Source organism: Kistimonas asteriae, assembly GCF_018263925.1.
GTDB classification, from domain to species: Bacteria; Pseudomonadota; Gammaproteobacteria; order Pseudomonadales; family Endozoicomonadaceae; genus Kistimonas; species Kistimonas asteriae.
In genome coordinates this window covers 130,510-149,859 of record NZ_JAEVHF010000013.1, presented here as the reverse complement: position 1 = coordinate 149,859, position 19,350 = coordinate 130,510, and the positions used below count along the sequence as shown (strand labels likewise).

20 protein-coding genes are annotated in these 19,350 nt (G+C 52.0%); 3 read left to right on the top strand and 17 right to left on the bottom strand.

From position 1 onward, the window contains the following. Window positions 1–40: 40 nt before the first annotated feature. Genes modC through mobA form a run of 8 tightly spaced genes read right to left on the bottom strand, consistent with a single transcriptional unit; the run spans window position 41 to window position 4,917 of the window. The gene (modC, locus tag KHS78_RS15425; protein ID WP_211829364.1) at window positions 41–1,117 is read right to left on the bottom strand and encodes a molybdenum ABC transporter ATP-binding protein; all 1,077 of its coding nucleotides are present in this window, start codon (window positions 1,115–1,117) and stop codon (window positions 41–43) included. After that, window positions 1,114–1,797 carry a molybdate ABC transporter permease subunit gene (gene modB / locus KHS78_RS15420; RefSeq protein ID WP_211829363.1) on the bottom strand — a complete coding sequence of 228 codons (684 nt, stop codon included), beginning with the start codon at window positions 1,795–1,797 and terminating at the stop codon, window positions 1,114–1,116. The genes modC and modB overlap by 4 nt, the downstream gene beginning before the upstream one ends. An 8-nt stretch (window positions 1,798–1,805) precedes the next feature. Continuing rightward, window positions 1,806–2,591 (bottom strand): molybdate ABC transporter substrate-binding protein, encoded by a 786-nt coding sequence (gene modA / locus KHS78_RS15415; RefSeq protein WP_211829362.1) that lies wholly within the window; start codon window positions 2,589–2,591, stop codon window positions 1,806–1,808. Then, on the bottom strand, window positions 2,588–3,049 hold the full coding sequence (gene moaE, locus KHS78_RS15410; RefSeq protein ID WP_211829361.1) for a molybdopterin synthase catalytic subunit MoaE: 462 nt from the start codon (window positions 3,047–3,049) through the stop codon (window positions 2,588–2,590). Before moaE ends, modA begins: the two co-directional genes overlap by 4 nt. 25 nt (window positions 3,050–3,074) lie before the next feature. Next, window positions 3,075–3,323, bottom strand: coding sequence for a molybdopterin converting factor subunit 1 (moaD, locus tag KHS78_RS15405; protein ID WP_211829360.1), 249 nt, complete (start codon window positions 3,321–3,323; stop codon window positions 3,075–3,077). Further along, complete coding sequence (gene moaC, locus KHS78_RS15400; protein ID WP_211829359.1) at window positions 3,320–3,823, bottom strand: cyclic pyranopterin monophosphate synthase MoaC; 504 nt, start codon at window positions 3,821–3,823, stop codon at window positions 3,320–3,322. The genes moaD and moaC overlap by 4 nt, the downstream gene beginning before the upstream one ends. Beyond that, a complete protein-coding gene (gene moaB, locus KHS78_RS15395) occupies window positions 3,820–4,374 on the bottom strand; it encodes a molybdenum cofactor biosynthesis protein B (RefSeq protein WP_211829358.1) in 555 nt (184 codons plus the stop codon). The genes moaC and moaB overlap by 4 nt, the downstream gene beginning before the upstream one ends. A 30-nt stretch (window positions 4,375–4,404) precedes the next feature. Next, window positions 4,405–4,917: a molybdenum cofactor guanylyltransferase gene (mobA, locus tag KHS78_RS15390; protein ID WP_246506543.1), complete on the bottom strand. Its 513-nt coding sequence runs from the start codon at window positions 4,915–4,917 to the stop codon at window positions 4,405–4,407. Window positions 4,918–5,365: 448 nt separating this feature from the next. Between mobA and KHS78_RS15385 the strand changes: the two genes are divergently transcribed. Beyond that, window positions 5,366–6,730, top strand: coding sequence for a hypothetical protein (locus KHS78_RS15385; protein WP_211829356.1), 1,365 nt, complete (start codon window positions 5,366–5,368; stop codon window positions 6,728–6,730). Between the two features lie 260 nt (window positions 6,731–6,990). On the opposite strand, the gene KHS78_RS15380 is transcribed toward KHS78_RS15385, so the two are convergent. The 3 genes from KHS78_RS15380 to KHS78_RS15370 form a co-directional block, all read right to left on the bottom strand. Further along, complete coding sequence (locus KHS78_RS15380; protein ID WP_211829355.1) at window positions 6,991–7,776, bottom strand: nuclear transport factor 2 family protein; 786 nt, start codon at window positions 7,774–7,776, stop codon at window positions 6,991–6,993. Between the two features lie 153 nt (window positions 7,777–7,929). Continuing rightward, window positions 7,930–8,886 carry a nuclear transport factor 2 family protein gene (locus KHS78_RS15375; protein WP_246506526.1) on the bottom strand — a complete coding sequence of 319 codons (957 nt, stop codon included), beginning with the start codon at window positions 8,884–8,886 and terminating at the stop codon, window positions 7,930–7,932. Window positions 8,887–8,991: 105 nt separating this feature from the next. After that, the gene (locus tag KHS78_RS15370) at window positions 8,992–9,627 is read right to left on the bottom strand and encodes an NAD(P)-dependent oxidoreductase (RefSeq protein WP_211829354.1); all 636 of its coding nucleotides are present in this window, start codon (window positions 9,625–9,627) and stop codon (window positions 8,992–8,994) included. A gap of 118 nt (window positions 9,628–9,745) precedes the next feature. Here KHS78_RS15370 and KHS78_RS15365 point away from each other — a divergent pair, with 118 nt between their 5' ends. Continuing rightward, window positions 9,746–10,639 carry a LysR family transcriptional regulator gene (locus tag KHS78_RS15365; protein ID WP_211829353.1) on the top strand — a complete coding sequence of 298 codons (894 nt, stop codon included), beginning with the start codon at window positions 9,746–9,748 and terminating at the stop codon, window positions 10,637–10,639. Between the two features lie 193 nt (window positions 10,640–10,832). On the opposite strand, the gene KHS78_RS15360 is transcribed toward KHS78_RS15365, so the two are convergent. The 3 genes from KHS78_RS15360 to KHS78_RS15350 are packed head-to-tail and all read right to left on the bottom strand — an operon-like array spanning window position 10,833 to window position 14,766. Next, entirely contained in the window at window positions 10,833–11,684 is an 852-nt protein-coding gene (locus tag KHS78_RS15360) for a dimethyl sulfoxide reductase anchor subunit family protein (RefSeq protein WP_211829352.1), read from the bottom strand. A gap of 2 nt (window positions 11,685–11,686) precedes the next feature. Beyond that, window positions 11,687–12,307, bottom strand: coding sequence for a DMSO/selenate family reductase complex B subunit (locus tag KHS78_RS15355; RefSeq protein ID WP_211829351.1), 621 nt, complete (start codon window positions 12,305–12,307; stop codon window positions 11,687–11,689). 14 nt (window positions 12,308–12,321) lie between these two features. Next, window positions 12,322–14,766 carry a DMSO/selenate family reductase complex A subunit gene (locus KHS78_RS15350; RefSeq protein ID WP_211829350.1) on the bottom strand — a complete coding sequence of 815 codons (2,445 nt, stop codon included), beginning with the start codon at window positions 14,764–14,766 and terminating at the stop codon, window positions 12,322–12,324. A 518-nt stretch (window positions 14,767–15,284) separates the two neighbouring features. Here KHS78_RS15350 and KHS78_RS15345 point away from each other — a divergent pair. Beyond that, entirely contained in the window at window positions 15,285–16,190 is a 906-nt protein-coding gene (locus KHS78_RS15345; protein ID WP_211829349.1) for a hypothetical protein, read from the top strand. Window positions 16,191–16,237: 47 nt separating this feature from the next. Here the strand turns inward: KHS78_RS15345 and KHS78_RS15340 are convergent, their stop codons facing one another. The 3 genes from KHS78_RS15340 to KHS78_RS15330 all read right to left on the bottom strand — a co-directional run bounded on the left by KHS78_RS15340 (window position 16,238) and on the right by KHS78_RS15330 (window position 19,093). After that, complete coding sequence (locus tag KHS78_RS15340) at window positions 16,238–16,774, bottom strand: ferredoxin-type protein NapF (protein ID WP_211829348.1); 537 nt, start codon at window positions 16,772–16,774, stop codon at window positions 16,238–16,240. Beyond that, the gene (locus KHS78_RS15335; protein ID WP_211829347.1) at window positions 16,771–17,442 is read right to left on the bottom strand and encodes a TorD/DmsD family molecular chaperone; all 672 of its coding nucleotides are present in this window, start codon (window positions 17,440–17,442) and stop codon (window positions 16,771–16,773) included. The genes KHS78_RS15340 and KHS78_RS15335 overlap by 4 nt, the downstream gene beginning before the upstream one ends. A 70-nt stretch (window positions 17,443–17,512) precedes the next feature. After that, window positions 17,513–19,093 carry a peptide chain release factor 3 gene (locus KHS78_RS15330; RefSeq protein ID WP_211829346.1) on the bottom strand — a complete coding sequence of 527 codons (1,581 nt, stop codon included), beginning with the start codon at window positions 19,091–19,093 and terminating at the stop codon, window positions 17,513–17,515. Between the last annotated feature and the right edge of the window lie 257 nt (window positions 19,094–19,350).

The following is a 19,350-nucleotide window of genomic DNA, read 5'->3' as shown; positions in this document are numbered from 1 at the left end:
TGGACTCCTTACCGGTAAAAAGCGGTCATGCAATAAACGTTTACGGGTTTAATACCTGCAGGCCGGCGGCCTTGAAACAGGCATACACTGCTTCTCCCTGCTTCAGGGCCATCCGGTCAAAGGATTGCCGGGTAATCAATGCCAGCAGTGCCTGATGCTCAAGGGGCAGGCGTAGCAGCACATGGCTGTCGCCCGCAAGCTTGATGCCGTCAATGCGGGTCAGCAGCCGGTTCTGGATGCTACAGTCCGCCACGGATTCCCGCATGATACTCACTTCCGATGCCGGTACCAGTAGACGGGTGGTGGCGCCCTGTATGGCTGACAGGTGCGAAACGGTGATCTGTTGGCCATCTGCCTGCAGGTGTGTTGCCGGATAATCCGTCTCCTGCCCTGAGACCGTTGTTTCCAGAACTGCCAGGGCGTCTTCGTCGGCGAGCGCATTATCCAGGCGGCTGAATAGCTCTGTTGTTTGTCCACTGGCAATGATCCGGCCGTTATCCATCAGCACCGTGTCGTCTGCCAGCCGGGCGACTTCATCCTGCGAGTGACTGACTACGATGATAGGGATCGAAAAGTGTCGGTGAATCGTGCGGATGTACGGCAGCAGTTCCCGTTTGGCTGACCGGTCCAGTGAGGCCAGGGGTTCATCCATCAGCAGCACTTCCGGTGCTGACAGGATGGCCCGGGCAATAGCGACTCGTTGTCGTTGACCGCCGGACAACTGGTCCGGTTTCTGGGTTAGCAGGGAGGCAATGCCGCACCAGTCAATTACATGGTCCAGATTTATGGTGTCGTTTTTACGGTGCGCACGCCTGCGGGCATAGTCGAGGTTGGCGGTCACGCTCAGGTGGGGAAACAGACTGGTTTCCTGAAAGACATAGCCCAGCCGGCGGTTCTGTGGTGCGGTACGGAGTTTTGAGTCTTCAAGCCAAGCGGTGTCGCCCATCCGTATGGAACCACTGTCTGGCATTTCCAGGCCGGCTATGGTGCGCAGCAAGGTGGTCTTGCCACAGCCGGAGGGTCCCATGATGGCGGTAATGCCATTGAGTGGGAAAGTGTGCGCAATGTGCAGTTGAAACCCGGGGCGGTCAAGCCGAATGTCGAGGGTTAGCGTCATGCCCTGGCGACCTCCCGTCGAGAGGAAACCCGGTGGGAGAGTTGTACCAGAGTCAGCAGCAGTAGCGACATGACCAGCAGCCCGCCGGCCAGCCAGTGCGCCTGGACATATTGCTGGCTTTCAACCAGGTCATACAGAGCAATGGAAATGACCCTGGTTTCGCCGGGAATGTTGCCTCCGATCATAAGCACTACGCCGAACTCACCGATGGTATGGGCAAACCCCATGCAGGCAGCGGTCACAATGCTGCTTCGGCTCAGGGGCAGTACGACAGACATGAAACGGTCTGCCGGGCTTGCGCCCATGATGGTGGCCGCTTCCAGCAGGTTGACGGGGATACGTTCAAAGGCCCGCTGCAGGGGTTGCACGACAAAGGGCAGGGAATAAATGACAGAGCCGATGACGAGTGCGGCAAAACTGAAGGCCAGCCGGTTGCCGGTCAGTTGCTGCCAGAGCTGCCCCAGTCCGCTGTGTGGCGCAAATGCCAGCAGTAGGTAAAAGCCCAATACCGTGGGCGGGAGAACCAGGGGAAGGGCAACCACTGCCTCGATCAGGGGCTTCCAGCCACTGGTCAGGCGCGACAGCCACCAGGCCAGCGGGATACCAACCAGCAACAGCAGAAGGGTTGTCACCAATGCCAGCTTCAGGGTCAGCAGTACAGCTGTAACCAGTGGATCCATTGAACGGGTTATCCCTGTTTCACGCTATTGTCTTGTTGTCGTGTTTCTACCGAACGGGCGGGGTAGTAACCCTGTGCCTGTATGAAACGCTGGACCTCCGGTGATTGCAACCAGGTCAGGAAATCACTGGCCAGTGTTTTCTTACGGCTGGCTTTCAGGATGACTGCTTCCTGCCGCAGTGGTTCATACAATTCTTCCGGTACAAAATACAGGCCTTTATCGATTCCGTCTGTCACCAGTTGGGCATAGGCGACAAAGCCCAATGCCACGTTGCCACTGGAAACATACTGGTAGGTTTGCAGGATATTGGCGCCGGTAATCAGCAGTGGTCGTTTTTGATCCAGTAACTGCAGATTGTTCAGGACATCATCGGCAGCTTTTCCATAGGGGGCGGTCACGGGGTTGGCCACGGCGATGTGATCCTGCCACGTGCGTAGTGCCGGCAGGTTGACAGCCTCATGGTTGCGGTGCCACAGCACCAGTCGGCCATAGGCGTAAGGCAGGCGTGTACCGGGTTCTGTCAGCCCCTGTTCTTCGAGCATTTGCGGGCGGCGGGCATCGGCAGACAGAAACAGGTCAAAGGGAGCGCCATAGGTAATCTGGTTATACAGGACGCCGGTGGATGCAGACGACAGCTTTATTGTATTTCCCGTCTGAGCCTGGAACCGGCCCGCGAGAGTCTCCAGCACCGGCCGGAAATTGGCGGCAACCGCCACATTGAGTTCCCCCGCCAGGCCGGTGAGCGGCGTCAGTAGCAGGAAGCACAGAGCAAGACCGATTCGCCTTAACTTCATTTCCAGCGCTCCAGGGCGTCCTGGTCAGAGGTGCGGGCTTCCACCCAGTGTTCACCCTGGGTCGTTTGTTCCCGTTTCCAGAACGGGGCGCGGGATTTCAGGAAGTCCATGATGAACTCGCAGGCATCAAAGGCCGCTCCCCGGTGGGCACTGGCGACACCAACAAAGACTATCTGGTCACACAGCGCCATCTGTCCGACCCGGTGGATCACCCGTACCGCCTGCAGTGGCCAGCGTTCTGCCGCTTCATCGGCAATGGCCTCAAGGGTTTTCTCGGTCATGCCGGGATAGTGTTCCAGGAACAGCCCGGTGACATCCTTCCCGTCATTCATGTCCCGAACCAGTCCGCAGAAGGTGACGATGGCGCCGGTCGCGCTGTGCGAGCGCAGGCACTGGTATTCGTGATCCAGTTGGAAGTCGTCTGTCTGTACGGCGATATGGCGCTGGTAGTCGAGCATGGTGTGATTCCGTTGTCTCTGCGGTTCAGCCACCGGTCACCGGCGGGAAGAAGGCCACTTCGTCGCCGGAGTGAATCTCGGCAGCCGGGTCGGTCACGATAGCCTGGTTGATGGCGGTATGGGTCTTACGGTCCTGCAGCAGCTGGCGCCAGAGATCACCACGTTCCGCCAGCTGCGCCTTGAGAGCGTCGATGGTGGTGGCGCTGGTCTCCAGCTCCAGGGCGTCACACCCGAGCCGTTCACGGTAACCGGCAAAGAAAAGGACTTTGATCATGGTTGGCCTGTTTCGTTGTCTCTGTCGTCTGCTACAAAGTGCCCGCTGCGCCCGCCGGATTTTTCCAGTACCCGGATACCGTCAATCCGCATGGTCTTGTCGACGGCCTTGCACATATCGAACAGGGTGAGGGTTGCTACCGAAACGGCGGTCAGTGCTTCCATCTCCACGCCCGTCTTGCCTGACAGACGACAGCATGATTCTACCCGGATACGGCCAGCTTCCGGCTGCAATTCAAAATCAACTGAAATATGGGTCAGCATCAACGGGTGACAAAGGGGGATGAGGTTACCACACTGCTTGGCGCCCTGGATGCCGGCAATACGGGCAACAGAGAGGACATCGCCTTTCTTCAACCCCTGTTCATTCACCAGACGCAGGGTTTCCGGCTGCAGGTAAATGTAGCCTTCAGCCCGGGCTTCACGGCGGGTGTCGGCTTTTTCGCCGACATCCACCATATGGGCTTCACCCTGGGCGTTAAGGTGCGTCAGCACACTCATGCCTCAACCTCTTCGCGAATCACGGCTTCACGCTGTACAACTTTGAGCTGTTCAACAAAGTTGCAGGGGCGGTGCCGGCTGTCCAGCTGATCTTCGATCACACCTTCCCAGGCGGTTTTGCAGCCATTGGGTGAGCCGGGCATGGTGAAGATCACTGTGCCATTGGACAGCCCGGCTACCGCGCGGGACTGGATGGTTGACGTTTTGATCTGTTCATAGGAAATCTGGCGGAACAGTTCGCCATAGCCATCGACAACCTTGTCAAACAGGGGCAGTACGGCTTCCGGCGTGCCGTCACGGCCGGCAAAACCGGTACCACCGGTGATCAGTGCCACCTGAATGTTGTTGGACGCAATCCAGCGGGATACCACTTCACGGATCTGGTAGCGATCATCTTTAACGATGACTTTATCGGCCAGCAGGTGGCCGGCGCCGGTCAATTTGTCGACCAGTAGTTGGCCGGAGGTGTCGTCGGCTTCGGTACGGGTATCGGAAACGGTCAGAACAGCGATATTCAGCGGAACGAATGCTTTGGTCTGTTTGTGTGCCATGGTCGGGTCAATTCTGTTATTGGGTGAGGGTCAGGCATCTGCCAGGCATTGCCGCCAGTCTTCGGGGGTGTTGGCGTTACGGAAGCGCCACTCCTGACCGTCAGGAACAGGAAGGGTGGAACCGTGCAGATGGGCGATGAGTCGTCGGAGTGAATAATGCCGTTTGTCGGCCTCATGGACAACTGCTTCGGTATAATTCCGTAGTGCGTCGTTGACTGGCAGGTATAACGGAAGCTGATAATTGTCGTAATGTAAGGGGATTTTTCCGGTATAGCCTTCACTGGCCAATAGGATAAGGAGTTCGGGTGTCAACAGTGGCATATCTACAGGGAGTATCAACACGCCCTGCTTATTTGAATTACAGGGGATTTTATGCAGGCAGGCATGTAAGCCGCTCATGGGACCTTTTCCTGGGATTATATCGGAAACTCCCTGATGGCCGCTGATTATGATTTCTTCAAAGCCGGTTTGACGCAGGAGGGTTTTCATATGTCGCCAGAGTGGCTGTCCGTGGTAATCAAGACGTGTTTTATCGGAGCCCATTCGAGAGGACTGTCCACCGGCAAGCAGGATGGCTGTTTGTTGTGATAATGGCGATCTGACAGGCAGTACAAATGACAATATTTTATACCGGATGATGAGCGATGGGCAGGATAGTATGTCTGAGAGGGCTGGATTGCAAAGTCACATCTCTCTAATGGTGTTTAGGAAATAGCAGATGACTTTGTTATTTTGGGCTTTCTTTGAATTCGTTTGCCGTTTGTATGTTGGAATAATGATCATGACAAAAATGGTCAAGATTATTAATGGGTTGTGAACGTTTTTTGGGGTTTAGTGTCGATGGGTTAATGGTTTTTTTTGTCTGGAGTGGCAGAACGAAGATGGTTTTCCTTTATGGTGAATATTATTTTAGCTGTAGGAGTGTTTTATGAATTGCTTATCTTCGATATTTGAATGCATATGCTATCCCTGTGGTGGGATCAGAGATTGTATGGAGCGAACGTTTCTTAGGTGGCGGGTTCAAGAGGAGTTGCCAGAAAATATTGTACGTTATCGAGTGGATATGTCTGTGCCACAGGGTAGTGCTCGTAAGGTTGTTTATGATTCAAAGGGAGAAATATTAAAAGCGTCAGATGGATATACAGATGAAGAACTTACGAATAATCCGAGGTTGATTGAGTCTTCTTTTAGAGATAATGCTGGGAATCCCAATTATAGGCTGGAAGTAATTTCTGGTGAATTTGGGCGTGCGAAAATTTATATGATTAAGGCTTTTCCCCAAGTTATATTCAAAAAAAGAGAGCTGGTGGCACCTGGTAGAAGTTGCCGGGAAAACGCATTGATGGAAGCGTATATTCAGCAGTATGGATTAAGGTGGTTGGTGGTTCCAAAGGTGGGTGAAGTTCATTTGGATGATATGACTTTACAGCTAGAAACCTGGTTTCCAATAGCCCATAAGTTCTGGGACTTGGATATTGCCATATATAAAGATTGTGCGGAGGGGGGCAAGCGTCTTCTACCAGCAGTTAAGGATTTAGCCAAGTTGTGCTGTTATGTCGTTTTGCCTGACAGAAAGGGATTTAAGTATAATTTTTTGCCTATCATCCGAGAATCTTCTGCTGGTGAGATGGCCTATCAAATGGCATTAGTTGATTTAGAAGGTTTTGAAGATCTATCTCGTAAAATCACTGAAGACCCAGAGTGCTATAGAGTTCGGATGAGAAAGAATCTGGAGAAGATTGTTGAGATCTATCCATGGCTTGCCAATGAAATTATTGATGTTGCTAAAATCCATAATCAAGCGTTAGTTAGAGAAAGTGAGCTTAATTATTTTGGTCTGGCCAAAGCGCAAGGCTTGGACTATTACAAGAGAGAAGTGGCTGATTATGTTGATTATATTCGGCAAAGAGGTTTTGATATTCAAAGTGCTGATTTTGAATGTATCAAGGGGTTGTTGGTGGATGTGAAACTTTCTTGTGATGCTGGAAATGACTTTGTTATAAATGATCGGGCTGCTATCCATTTTGACGATGAGGCGGAGAAAGAATTCTTTCTGTCAGTCGTTCGTAGGCTTAATAAGAGTATTAAGGCGTTTGAGTTTGTAGTAGAGGCTAAGAAAAGAATTATATATAAGCCTTTCGAGAAGATTGTGCGTAAGGCTTTTGAGTTCGATGTAGAGGAGTATAAATGTCGAATGATAGAGATTGATGATGCTGATTACGATGATGGTCATGAGAGTTTGGACTGGTATTTTTGCTTTCATGTTGAGGCGGGGATAAAGTTTTTCAAAGTATTAGAAGAGGCGGGTTTGATTTTTAGAGCGCCCAAGAATGAGTGTGAACCGCTATTTTTGTAAGTTTTCTGTGTCTAAGTTTGAGGTTATTTGTTAGTTGGAATGATTGGTTTGGGCAGTTTGGATTTTTAATTGTGCTATTGGAGGAGATGATTTTTAAGAGGCTGCACTGCGAGATTAGCTTCCAGAATGGGAGGCGTTTTATAACTTTCAAAGACCACATGGTACATCGAAAGGAAAAACGCCCTATGGGATTCTACGTGACAAAATGATGCGTTAGTTATGGCAGTCAGCCGAAGTCGGGAACCTCACAGTTGCACATGTCAAAGTTTTTCAAACTTGCCATTAGAATTCCTCCACTCTGATTTTGGTGGAATAGTTTCTATAGCTCCCCAATGCTCAACAATCTTATTGTTATCAAAGCGTAGTAAGTCGTAATAGGCGACATGGTCGCCGGCAAACTCGCCTTCACTGATGCCGAGTGTGAAATTTCCCTCGCCCAACACTTTGTGATTCTTTTTATAAGCCATTGTGATGCCCTGTTGAGCCATATGCTTAATAGCCGCAAGCAAGCCGTCAATGCCATCCGCGATTACAGGGTTGTGCTGGATATAATTTGACTCGCCGGGGTCTATAAATTCAGAAATCTTATCGAAATGGCCGCCAATCAAAATGGTTTCAATAAAGCTGGCTGCCCGTTGTTTGTTTTCAGCCGTTTTATCTCTATCAGTAGTTTCTGTCGAGCCATCAGTCTGCGTGTGACCACTGGGATTTTTGGCAGAGGCTTTTTCTGTCAGGTTATCCCAGTGTTCGACGATCAAACCATTTTCAAACCGAAAAATATCGAACCCGACTTTCGGGCCAAAGAAGTTGTAATCGGTGTGGGTGAAGACATAGTCGCCATCGCTGAAAGCGCGTACCACGTTAACACGGGCTGTGTTTTCAGGCAGTGCCTGTAGTAATTCGGCAAACCCTTGCAGCCCATCGGCAACCGCCAGATTGTGCTGGGTGTACTGATTTTTATTGGCATAATGGGTAGCAGGCTCAGGATCTCCGGTTTCAATGCTGTTCAATAATGCAATGACTTTATTGATATTCGAAACACTCATGGGCTTCTCCTGCGTTGTGTGATGGTCATGCTCGTTAGGATCTTGCCGGGCTATAGGATGCGTATGAGTTGCACGCTAATAGGAAAGAATGGCAAGTAGTCCATTCAGTGGGATGACATGCCCTTTTCAATCATCAAGGGTATTCGATGCCTGTTAGAATGTTCCGAATTTCCCATTCTTATTTTTCCACTGATGTTCCGGGGGAATTGTTTCAACCACATCCCAGTGCTCTGCAATTTTGCCGTTTTCAAGTCGAAACAGGTCATACAGAGCTGTGGGCTTCTCTGCCCGGATGCCTTCGCTGACCGCTAATACGAAGTTGCCTTCACCGAGTACAGCGTGGTTCTTTTGGTAGTTTATTCTTATCCCCTGCTTGCCGAATTCTTCGAAGGCTTTGAGCAGTCCTGACAGACCATCCCCTATGTTTGGATTGTGCTGTATGTAATTGTCACCTGCAAAAAAGGCATCGTGTGCCTCGGAGTGACGATGAATCATGACCTGGTCAATAAACCTCGAAATAGTCGCTTTATTCAGCGCTGTTTTGTCATGGTCTATGGCCGTTGTTGGCCCATCCAGTAGGGTATGTCCACTTGGATTGGGCGTGGTTGGCTTCTCCTGCAGGTTATCCCAATGCTCAACAATGAAACCGTCATCCATGCGGAATATGTCAAACGCGACCTTGGGGCCAAAAAAATTATAATCCACATGGCAAAATACATAATCGCCATCACTGAAGATACGAACAATATTCACTTTGGTGTCACTGGGAAGTGCCTGGGATAATTCACGAAATCCCTCTAATCCATTAGCAATCGTCAGGTTGTGCTGGATATATTGGTCAGTTTTCACATACTGGATAGCTGTTTGGTCACGCGTCTCCAGGGCACGTAGCAAAGCAATCACTTTGTCTTTGTTTGAAACACTCATAGCTATCTCCTGCGCTTTTGGCATGTTTGCATATGCCAATAATGGAATTGGTAATGCCGTTATATGAACAGGTAAAGCTGTTTTTATGGTGCTTCCGTGTACGCTTGGTAGGGCGCTAATGCATGAAAGAAAATAAAAGGTATTCTTTTTTCCGGTATTTGATTGCCATAAAAATACGTGCATAAATACCAGCCACCTTTCCCATTACTGTCTTTGAATGCATTAAACGCATGGTTTCATGGTGTGTAACTATTCAGAATGTTTTTATCTACAGCTAAGGCGATAGTGTTAATAGGCGATACTGATACGCTTTTTTTGATGAACACCTTTCTCTGCTTCATCGATTAGCGCAACGGCAAAATCCTCTACAGAGATTCGGCAGTTGCCCTCACTGTCGGTCAGCAACTGATCGCCCCCGGTACGATACTCACCCGTACGTTCCCCCGGGAATATCTCCGCTGCCGGGCTGACGAAAACCCAGTTCAGATCGCTGTCACTGGCTTTGAAGATGGTCAGTGCTTCACCTTGCGCTCTAGCTTCATCGTGAAACTCTGCCGGAAAGTTAGGCGTATCAATCAACGCAAGACCTGGCGCAGCTTCCAGACTGCCTGCCCCGCCGACCCACAGCAGTCGTTTCACGCCAGTGGCAGGCAGCTCTTCAAGCAGCCGGCTTGCTGTATTGGGGACAATATCGTGGTTGCCTTTGGCACGGCCGCCAATAGCTACGATGACAACGTCAGCACCTTGAACAGCATTCGCCACGCCTTCCTGCGAGATCAGATCCAGTGTGCGTGCTTCAACGTTGTTATCGTCACCCACATTGTTGGTACGGCTGATTGCGATCACCTGGTGTCCACGACCCAGCGCCTCTTGCTTAATGGTGGATCCAATCCAGCCGGTGGCACCCAGAACGGCAATTTTCATGTTTCTCTCCATGACGGTGTTTTATGGTGATGCAAGTATTTTCATTTTTCGCGCTGTAATAAATGACGAAAAGTGAACATAGTTGTTTCATCCAATGAAACAGTCGCTGAGGAATTGTGTGGATAAGCTTGAAGCGATACGTAGTTTTGTAGAAGTTGCCCAGTCAGGTAGTTTTACTCAGGCTGCAGAACAATTAAGTCTGAACCGCGCGAAGGTCACTCGTCATGTTCAGGAGCTGGAGGACTGGTTTAACCTGAGATTGCTCAACCGTACCACGCGCAGTGTCAGCCTGACGCCGCCCGGTCATGATGTGCTGTTGTCCTGCAAGCGTATTCTGAATGATGTGGCCGGATTGGAAAATCTGGCGCAATACCATCATGAGGAGCTGGTGGGAGAGATTCGCATTGCTTCTCCTGTAGGGCTGGCGCAGGGGCTGCTCTACGACGTGCTCGATACTTTCTCCAAAAAGCACCCGAATATCGTGTTTCAACTGTTGCTGTCGGATAAAAATGCGCAGCTGGTCGATGAGCGGGTTGATATCGCTTTACGGTATACGGATAAGCCGGATGAAAATCTCATTGGGCGGCATCTGATGCATATTGAAAGTGCAATTTGTTGTTCCGCAGACTATTTAAAACAGCATGGGACCATTTCACAGCCTGATGATTTGCAGGATCGTAATTGCCTGATTCATATCGATCAGGATCAATGGTGCTTTATCCAGGATAAACAGCCGTTGCTTGTGCCCGTGAATGGTTCAATCCGTTCCAATGAGCTGGGCATTATTGTGCGTGCAGCCATTAATCATTTAGGGGTTGCCTATTTACCCTGTGATATGGCGAACAGGTATCTTGAAGATGGTCGGCTTGTTCAGGTACTTAAGGAGGTTCGGTTGCCTGTCATGTCGCTTTGGGCGCTATATTTGTCGCGGAGTTATCAGCGTCCGGCGATACGGGCATTTATCGATTTTCTGGCTGACTGTTTGAACGATGATATTCGTGCTGCCGGGTAATGGGATCGCCGATACGGTAGCAACGGGTACTGTTTGCCTTTGGTTGGATCACGAGGGCGTTGAATGTGAAACAATTTGTTGATGCAAATGCGTAAAAACGTCTGTCTTTGCAGTATTGGCATGAGGCGTATTGAGTAAAGGGAGGTAGCAGAATGCCTCATAGAAGCATTCTGCTACAGAAGGCCGTAGCCTGTTACAGACCCGTGCTGAACATATGAAGGTCGTAGAAGAAGATGCGACCCATCAGTTCACTGGCCAGTACCAGCCCGAAACCAAACGCTGGCAGACGAACACCGGTGTTGGAGCCGCGCATGGCCGGCACGACCCAGAGGCTGACGCCCAGGAACAGCAGGGCAAAGCGGGCAGCCAGCAAGCTGTGATGGTAATCCTTCACCATGAACGGATCGATCGCTGTGGACAGCTGACCCAGCCAGAACAGGTAAAGTACAAAGCCAGTGGCAATCACCGCCAGCGCAATCAGGCCGATGGTGGACAGTGCCTTGTCCGTATGACGTGCAAACAGGCCCATCCGGTCAGACTGGCTCCGTACCAGTACCGCCGCCCCCATGACGCCCAGTACCACCGCTGGCATCACAAACTGGAAAACGGTCCAGTTTGTATTCCAGGTGGGTACGGTCGCCAGGGTGTAAACGTTGGCGATGGCCAGCAGCAGGGCAACACCCAGCGCCATGGCGCCCAGCAACACCAGGCGGTGCAGGGCTGGCAGGATGTTCAGCAGGGTGGCGGCGATAAAGGTAAACGCCGCACCGCCAAACAGGCTGGTGGTCAGGATCTCAACGCTCAGCGGTGAGAGGTGCTCCAGGCCAAAGATCACGTTGAACGCCCGCAGTGGCTGACCCAGGTGGGTGCCTGCGGCCAGGCCGGCCACACCGAGGATTACCAGTGAAGCGATCTGCAGCCGGCTCAGCAACTGCAGGCGGTTACGCTGACCAAAGCTGGCGAACTGCAGGCAGCCCAGCACCAGGAAAATACCCACAGCGCACTGCGCCAGGACGGTGAAGAAAACCAGGGATAATTCGTGCATGGTTACACCTCCCGGACGTTCAGGATGCGGCCGGTGGTATCACCGGTCGGGCGTGCGTGGCGGTTGGCCTTGATGACCAGGTTCGGCTTGGTCATGCCGGAATCCGGCAGCGGCGCGATATCCGCACGGTCACCGTATTTGGCGCGCAGCTCGTCAATCGGGCCAAACTCCAGCGCACGCAATGGGCAGGAGCTGACGCAGATCGGTTGCAGACCCTGTTCCACCCGGTCGAAGCAGCCGTCACACTTGGTCATCAGCTTCTTCTCGGGGTCGAACTGGGGCGCACCGTACGGGCAGGCCATTTCACAGTAACGACAGCCGACGCAGACTTCGGCATTCACGGCTACCAGGCCATCCTGTTCCCGCTTGTGCATGGCGCCGGTGGGGCAAGCCTTGGCACAGGCAGGCTGATCGCAATGGTTGCAGCTGATGGATACGTGGTAGGCGAACACGTCCTGGTTCCAGGTGCCGTCTTCGTTCTGTACCCAGCTGCCGCCGCCGTATTCATAAATACGGCGCCAGTTCACCCCGATATCCAGGTCGTTGTCGTCCTTGCACGACAGTTCACAGGTTTTGCACCCGGTACACCGGGTGGTATCGATATAGAATCCGTATTGGGTCATGGTTCAGTTCTCCGTCAAGCCTTGGCAATGTCCACCAGATTGGAATGCTGGGGGTTGCCCTTGGCCAGCGGTGAGGGGCGTTGGGTGGTCAGGGTGTTCATGCAGGCGCCGCGGTCGATGCCATTGCGGTCCGGGGCGTACCAGCTGCCCTGGCCCATGGCGACCACGCCGGGCATGATCCGTTCGGTCACTTTGGCGGCTACGCGGATTTCGCCGCGGTCGTTCCAGACTTTCAGCATGTCACCGTCGTTAATGCCACGCGCCTGGGCGTCGATGGGGTTGATCCAGACTTCCTGACGGTTGGCGTCACGCAGCACGTCTACGTTGCCGTAGGTGGAATGGGTGCGTGCCTTGTAGTGGTATCCGAACATCTGTAATGGGTACTGCTTGCTGTGAGGCGCTTCGTGGCCTTCCCAGGAAGAGGCGTATTCCGGCAAAGGACGAATGATGTCGCCTTCTTTCAGCTTCCAGGTTGCAGCAATCTGGGCCAGTTGTTCGGAGTAGATCTCGATCTTGCCGGATGGGGTTGCCAGCGGATTGGCTTCCGGATTCTCGCGGAATGCACGGTATTCGACGTGCGGTTCACCCGGATTGGTCTGCTTGACGATACCCATTTTGCGGAAGGTGTCGAAATCCGGCAGTTCCGGATTGATCTTCTGAGATTCGGCATAGATAAAGCGCAGCCAGGCTTCCTGGTCACGGCCTTCGGTGTACTGTGCTTCCACGCCCAGGCGCTTGGCGATCCCGGTACACATGTCGTAGACCGAACGGCACTCGTGCAGCGGCTCAACAGCCGTATCACAGAAAATGGCGTAACCCATGTTGCCGCAGCTGCCGTTGGTGGAGAAGTCCGGCTGTTCTGCCGCCGTCAGGTCGGGCAGTAGGATATCCGCATAACGGGCGCTGGCGGTCATGTGGTTTTCGATGACCACGACCATTTCGCACTGCGTGTCATCCTGAAGGATTTCATGGGTGCGGTTGGTGTCGGCGTGCTGGTTGATGATGCAGTTGCCGGCGTAGTTCCAGATGAACTTGATCGGTGCCTTCAGGCGGTCTGCGCCACGGATGCCGTCGGTCAGAGCGGTCATCTCTTCATGGCGATGGATAGCGTCAGTCCACATGAACATGGGGATGGACGTGGTGATCGGGTTGCTCAGGGTCGGGAAGCTGGCGAAAGGAATGCCCCAGCTGCCTTCACGGGCACCGGTGCCGCCGCCGGGGATGCCGACGTTGCCGGTCATAATGGCCAGCATGCAGATGGCACGGCTCGCCTGTTCACCATTGGCGGTGCGCTGAACGCCCCAGCCCTGCATGACGTTACAGGGTTTGGTGCTGGCGATTTCTCGGGCCAGGCGAATGATGGTTTTCTCAGGAACCGCAGTGATACGCGCAGCCCATGCCGGGGTTTTGGCGGTACCGTCTGAACCATTACCAAGAATGTAGGATACCCAGGAAGAACCTTTCGATGCAGAGGCTGGCAGACTGTCTTCGTCGTAACCGACGGTGTAACGGTCGATGAACGCCTTGTCCACCAGGTTCTCGGTGATCATGACCCAGGCCATACCGGCCACCAGGGCCGCGTCAGTACCGGGGCGCAGGGGTACCCATTCGTCATTACCGCTCAGTACGGAGTCGGTCATGCGCGGATCGAAGGTGATCATCCGGGCGTTGCTGCGGGCGCGGGCTTCGGTCATCTGGTAAACGACACCGCCACCGCTCATGCGGGTTTCCGCCGGGTTGTTACCGAAGTTGACGATCAGCTTGGTGTTGACGATATCGGACGAGCAGTTGCTGCCGACCCAGCTGCCACCGAACAGGTAGGGCAGGCCAACGGTGATCTGTGCGGTACTGTAATCGCCAAAATGGTTCAGGTAGCCGCCCCAGCAGTTCATAAGGCGCGCGATGGGGGTCGCCGCCGGTGGCCAGGATTTGGAAACGGTGCCGCCCAGTGTGCCGGTGCAGTAATTCAGGTAGATGGCTTCGTTGCCATGCTGTTGCTTGATGCGCTTGAGGTTGTCCGCAATGGTGTCAAACGCTTCATCCCAGCTGATGCGCTCAAACCGGCCTTCGCCACGTTTGCCAACCCGCTTCATGGGGTATTTCAGGCGATCCGGGTTGTAGACACGGCGGCGGAAAGAGCGGCCGCGCAGGCAGGCGCGAACCTGGTGGTTGCCGTATTCGTCGTCACCGGTGTTATCGGTATGGGTCGCGACAATAACACCATCCTTGACCTGGTGGCGCAGGGCGCAACGGGAACCGCAGTTCACGGTGCAGGCAGACCAGACGGAACGCACGGCTTCGCGCTTTTCCGCAGGGGTGGTGTCCGGCGTGTTGGCCAGCGCGCGCAGCGGCAGGCTGTTACCCGCGACAATGGCAGCGCTACCGGCAGCGGCGCCCCATTTCATAAAATTACGGCGCTTCAAAGGAGACAGAAGCACCTTGTCCAGTAAATTCTTCATGCAGTCTATGGATTGCTCTCAGGAAAGAACGGGCGTTTAGAAAGTTTTGTGTCAATCAGGAATGTCCGCAGTGATTTGTTGTGGCAAAGGGGCGGATATCAGTTCATTCCACTGCGCATGATACCCGTAAGAAATTCATGGAATTTTGACCTGCAGCAAGAATGATCGCGGTTTTTTCTCTTTTTCCTTGTTGGTGTTGAGCCAAATATTTTAGAGAGGGGGGAACTAAATCCTTTTTATTCTTGTCTTTTTTATTAGCGTGTTGATTTTAGGAGTTCGCTGTAATTGTTAATGATTCAGTGATGAAGATAACGCTAATTGGATAAAAATAATTCATGGAGGAAAGCTGTGATGAATAGCGGTATTTATGTTAAATGTCATGGTTCTGGAATGGGCAAGGTGTTTGATATAGAAAGACGTGAGCGTGCTGGTAAAATGCCAATGAGACAGGGTTTGTCTCGTCACGTACATCACCCGTACTGTTCCCAAAAAAAAATTTAGATCGTAATTGTATTCAATTGAGTTCAGATTATGGAAGAGCTTCTATAAGTAGTGCTATTAATACTCGAATAAACACATTGATTGGGCAGGCTAAATATGTTGAGGCATTGGAGCAATTGGATCATTTAAGGTCGGAGTTTGAGTGTTCATCAAAGTCTGATTCTTTAGATGTTTTTTATGAATTAACAAGAAGTTTTATAAAAAAGGTTTATGATAGAGATCCGACAGATGAATCATTTATTCTTTGTAGTATGACTCTTCGAAAGTTTTGTTGCTATGAAGAAGCAGTTGAACTTAATTTGCCTGGCGAAAGTAAGATCGGCGTAAGAGTATATATTACAAAGTTAGTGAGTTATGAGGAATATTTTAATCATGTTTATTCTGATCCATCTAATATTGGTAGAGATTTTTTGTATGAGGTTGTAGCAATGGCTTCTAGTGCGATAGAGATTGCCGATAAAGGTCTATGTGCTTATAAAAATAATTTTTTGTTAACTAAACTACGTCTCTTCCTTTTGCATAAAAAAATACATTGTCAAATTGCTATAGATGAAAAGGCTTTGAATGGCATTGGTGGTTGCACCGAGTATGCGGTCTCGCTTAAGGATTACTTGGCCCCATGTCAGAATATAATAATTGATTTGGAAGATTTGTGTGAACGAGTAAGCAATGGAGTTCCTGCTCTCGATCTTGATGAGGATACAAGGAAGACTGTCGGTGGTCTTTATTCAGCTATAGCGCACGTGCATAAAACTATCGGTTATCTTTTTAAAATCTGTAGAGTCTTCTGTTCAGACTTGGATCACTTTAGCGAGGCCGGTAAAAAGTTTGGACTTGCACAAGAGTTGCGTAGAGGGGATAAACGTGCAGAAAATACTGCAATTAAAGGTTTAACTGCTGTGCTGAAAAATTTAGCAGAGTAAATTTTTTTATTCAGATTGTTCTATTTTTCATCTTTTTGGCCATATTTTTATGTGTTGCTTATTCTTGTCATCTTAATAGTGCTTGATAAACAGCTGAATGCGCAGGCACCACAGCCATTGCAGCTGTCAGTTTGAATAACGGGTGCAGATAGTCCATCGGCTGTTATTGCGTCTTTTGAGCAGGCTTCTGCACAGAGGTTGCAGGCCATTCCCATTTCGGCCTGGCAGCGGGTTGTAAGAGTTGGACGTAAGGGCAATGACGCATAGCCCTTTTGGCTGTCCAGGGCACCAGTAGGGCAGACGCTAACGCATTCTGCACAGAAGGTGCAATAACCATAATCGATATTCAGTACAGGCTTTCCTTGCAATGCCGCATGGGATTCGTCCGATGCTCGTAGAATGCGTTCCGGGCAGGCATCAATACACATATGGCAACTATCACAGAGTGCGAGGAACTCACGGTTATTCCGTGCCCAGGGTGGGCGCGGGGAGTCGCTTTCCGGTATCTCTATGGTTTCTTCTTTCAGCGCGAAGCGGCGGAAAAAGGCCCGCCGCGCCGGTGATGCCAGTTCTTCCTGGCTCATCGGTAGAGCCTGACGATCAGGTATTCCGCACCGGTCAGGTTCGCCAGCTGTTGCAGGGAACCTTCTGCGAGATCGGCCAGTCCGCGATAAAAGTCGGTGGTTGCATGGGTGCGGATCAGTTCAAACAGGCGGCTGGACCAGATCAACACATGATTGGTCAGGAATTCTGCCGTGGCGCAAAGCCAGGGTTGTTCCGACTGTTCGTTATCAATAGCCCGCAGCGCTTCACCAAGTAGGTGGGCGATAAAGGCAAACTGAAGGCCGATATGATCGTCGGGCTCGTTTTCACCGGTATCAATTGTCACACCGTATTGACGGTAGAATTCCCGTACCGCCATGGCAGGTTCTGTGAGGGTGAGTTGTTCTTCGGTCAGGTACACCGATGACCAAGGGGCGGCGAGCAAGGTATTCGGGCCGATGAACAGCGCATTGTAATCTTGCTTCAGTAATGACAGCGGATTGACAGTATGCTCATCCAGAAACTGTTGCATGGTTTCCAGGCCGGCCTGGGTGCGCAGATTTTCTTCTTCCACGGGCCAGTGGTCCAGCAGCCGGTCGGAAACCAATGGGTGGAGAAAACCCGGTTCCGGTGCACGATGGAAAGCGGTATAGAGAAAACGGCAGGCAATCTCAAGGCCGGCCAGGGTTTCAGTCTGCTGCGGGATCATAGGTATGTTATGGCTCTTGGGGTGCGCAGGAATAACGGTGGTTGGTTATTCCTGCGGACAGGGTATGAGATCAGTGCTCGCGGGTGGCGCGGAATGTGATCTCCGGCCAGCGCTCCTCGGTCAGGCTGAGGTTGACGCGGGTGGTGGCCAGGTAAGTCAGGTAGCCGCCGCCGTCTTCCGACAGGTTGTCGCTGCACTTGCGGCGGAATTCCTCGAGTTTGCGGGCGTCATCGCAGTGGACCCAGCGGGCGGTGAAGACGTTGACCGGCTCGTAGATGCAGTCCACTTTGTACTCGTCCTTCAGGCGCTGGCGTACCACATCAAACTGCAGGACACCGACAGCACCCAGAATCAGGTCGTTGTTGTTCAGCGGCATGAACAGCTGGGTCGCACCTTCCTCTGACAGTTGTTGCAGCCCTTTCTGCAGCTGCTTCAGTTTCAGCGGATCCTTCAGGCGCACTCGCTTGAACAGTTCCGGGGCGAAGTGGGGGATGCCGGTGAAACGCATCATATCGCCTTCGGTAAATGTATCACCTATCTGGATCGTGCCGTGGTTATGCAGGCCGATGATATCGCCGGACAACGCTTCTTCCACGTGGGAACGGTCACCGGCCAGGAAGGTCACGGCGTCGGCAATTTTCACGTCCTTGCCAATCCGGGTATGACGCATCTTCATGTTGCGGGTGTACTTGCCGGAACAGATGCGCAGGAAGGCGATTCGGTCACGGTGGCGCGGATCCATGTTCGCCTGAATCTTGAATACGAAGCCGCTGAAGGTGTCTTCGGTCGGTTCGACGGTCCGGCTGTCGGTTTGGCGGGCAATCGGCGCCGGTGCCCATTGAACGAAATCGTCCAGCATTTCACGGACGCCGAAGTTGGCCAGTGCGGTGCCGAAGAAGACCGGTGTCATTCGGCCAGCCCGGTACTCTTCAAGATCAAATTCGTGGCTGGCGCCGCGAACCAGTTCGATTTCATCCATGAGCTCTTCGTGCAAATCACCCAGAAGTTCGCGCGCTTGGTCAGATTCCAGTCCCTGAATACGGATGTCATCGGGGATCCGGTGACCCTGACCCGGTGTGAAAACATGGATGGTATCGGTATACAGGTTGTAGACACCTTTGAAACGCTTGCCCATACCGATGGGCCAGGTGATCGGCGCACACTGTATTTTCAGGATGGATTCGATTTCATCCATGACCTCAATCTGGTCACGCACTTCCCGGTCCATCTTGTTGATGAAGCTGAAGATGGGCGTGTCGCGCAGGCGGCAGACATCCATCAGCTTGATAGTCCGGTCCTCGACACCCTTGGCGCCGTCGATCACCATCAATACGGAGTCCACGGCGGTCAGTGTCCGGTAGGTATCTTCGGAGAAGTCTTCGTGTCCGGGGGTGTCCAGCAGGTTGACCATCTGTTCGCGGTAGGGGAACTGCATCACGGACGTGGTGATGGAGATACCCCGTTCCTGCTCCATTTTCATCCAGTCAGAGGTTGCCATCCGGCCACTCTTGCGACCCTTGACCGTACCCGCCATCTGAATGGCGTTCCCGAACAGCAGCAGCTTTTCGGTGATGGTGGTCTTACCCGCATCAGGGTGGGAGATGATGGCGAAGGTACGGCGTTTGCCGACTTCCCGGATAAAATCTGACATGGATCCTCGCGACCGGTGGTATGAACAGTGTGGGGCGGGATTATACTCGCTCAGGGGCTGAGGTGAACTGTTGCTAACACTATTATTTGGTGGTTTTCTTTATAGTAAATGGCTTTTAGCTTCTTTATTTGTGCATATCAATAATATTTACTTCCTCTAAGTAACTGGATTCTGAGTGATTGCTCTTTGTTGGGTTGGTGTGCTTAAAGAGATGAGCAATATGCTGTTTATTAATGGATGTTGGAAAATTTAACTGT

Excerpts from the sequence above, each read along its gene's own strand:
- modC (WP_211829364.1), bottom strand. The coding sequence starts at position 1,117 with ATGACGCTAACCCTCGACATTCGGCTTGACCGCCCCGGGTTTCAACTG.
- modB (WP_211829363.1), bottom strand. The coding sequence starts at position 1,797 with ATGGATCCACTGGTTACAGCTGTACTGCTGACCCTGAAGCTGGCATTG.
- modA (WP_211829362.1), bottom strand. The coding sequence starts at position 2,591 with ATGAAGTTAAGGCGAATCGGTCTTGCTCTGTGCTTCCTGCTACTGACG.
- moaE (WP_211829361.1), bottom strand. The coding sequence starts at position 3,049 with ATGCTCGACTACCAGCGCCATATCGCCGTACAGACAGACGACTTCCAA.
- moaD (WP_211829360.1), bottom strand. The coding sequence starts at position 3,323 with ATGATCAAAGTCCTTTTCTTTGCCGGTTACCGTGAACGGCTCGGGTGT.
- moaC (WP_211829359.1), bottom strand. The coding sequence starts at position 3,823 with ATGAGTGTGCTGACGCACCTTAACGCCCAGGGTGAAGCCCATATGGTG.
- moaB (WP_211829358.1), bottom strand. The coding sequence starts at position 4,374 with ATGGCACACAAACAGACCAAAGCATTCGTTCCGCTGAATATCGCTGTT.
- mobA (WP_246506543.1), bottom strand. The coding sequence starts at position 4,917 with ATGGGCTCCGATAAAACACGTCTTGATTACCACGGACAGCCACTCTGG.
- KHS78_RS15385 (WP_211829356.1), top strand. The coding sequence starts at position 5,366 with ATGGAGCGAACGTTTCTTAGGTGGCGGGTTCAAGAGGAGTTGCCAGAA.
- KHS78_RS15380 (WP_211829355.1), bottom strand. The coding sequence starts at position 7,776 with ATGAGTGTTTCGAATATCAATAAAGTCATTGCATTATTGAACAGCATT.
- KHS78_RS15375 (WP_246506526.1), bottom strand. The coding sequence starts at position 8,886 with ATGCACGTATTTTTATGGCAATCAAATACCGGAAAAAAGAATACCTTT.
- KHS78_RS15370 (WP_211829354.1), bottom strand. The coding sequence starts at position 9,627 with ATGAAAATTGCCGTTCTGGGTGCCACCGGCTGGATTGGATCCACCATT.
- KHS78_RS15360 (WP_211829352.1), bottom strand. The coding sequence starts at position 11,684 with ATGCACGAATTATCCCTGGTTTTCTTCACCGTCCTGGCGCAGTGCGCT.
- KHS78_RS15355 (WP_211829351.1), bottom strand. The coding sequence starts at position 12,307 with ATGACCCAATACGGATTCTATATCGATACCACCCGGTGTACCGGGTGC.
- KHS78_RS15350 (WP_211829350.1), bottom strand. The coding sequence starts at position 14,766 with ATGAAGAATTTACTGGACAAGGTGCTTCTGTCTCCTTTGAAGCGCCGT.
- KHS78_RS15340 (WP_211829348.1), bottom strand. The coding sequence starts at position 16,774 with ATGAGCCAGGAAGAACTGGCATCACCGGCGCGGCGGGCCTTTTTCCGC.
- KHS78_RS15335 (WP_211829347.1), bottom strand. The coding sequence starts at position 17,442 with ATGATCCCGCAGCAGACTGAAACCCTGGCCGGCCTTGAGATTGCCTGC.
- KHS78_RS15330 (WP_211829346.1), bottom strand. The coding sequence starts at position 19,093 with ATGTCAGATTTTATCCGGGAAGTCGGCAAACGCCGTACCTTCGCCATC.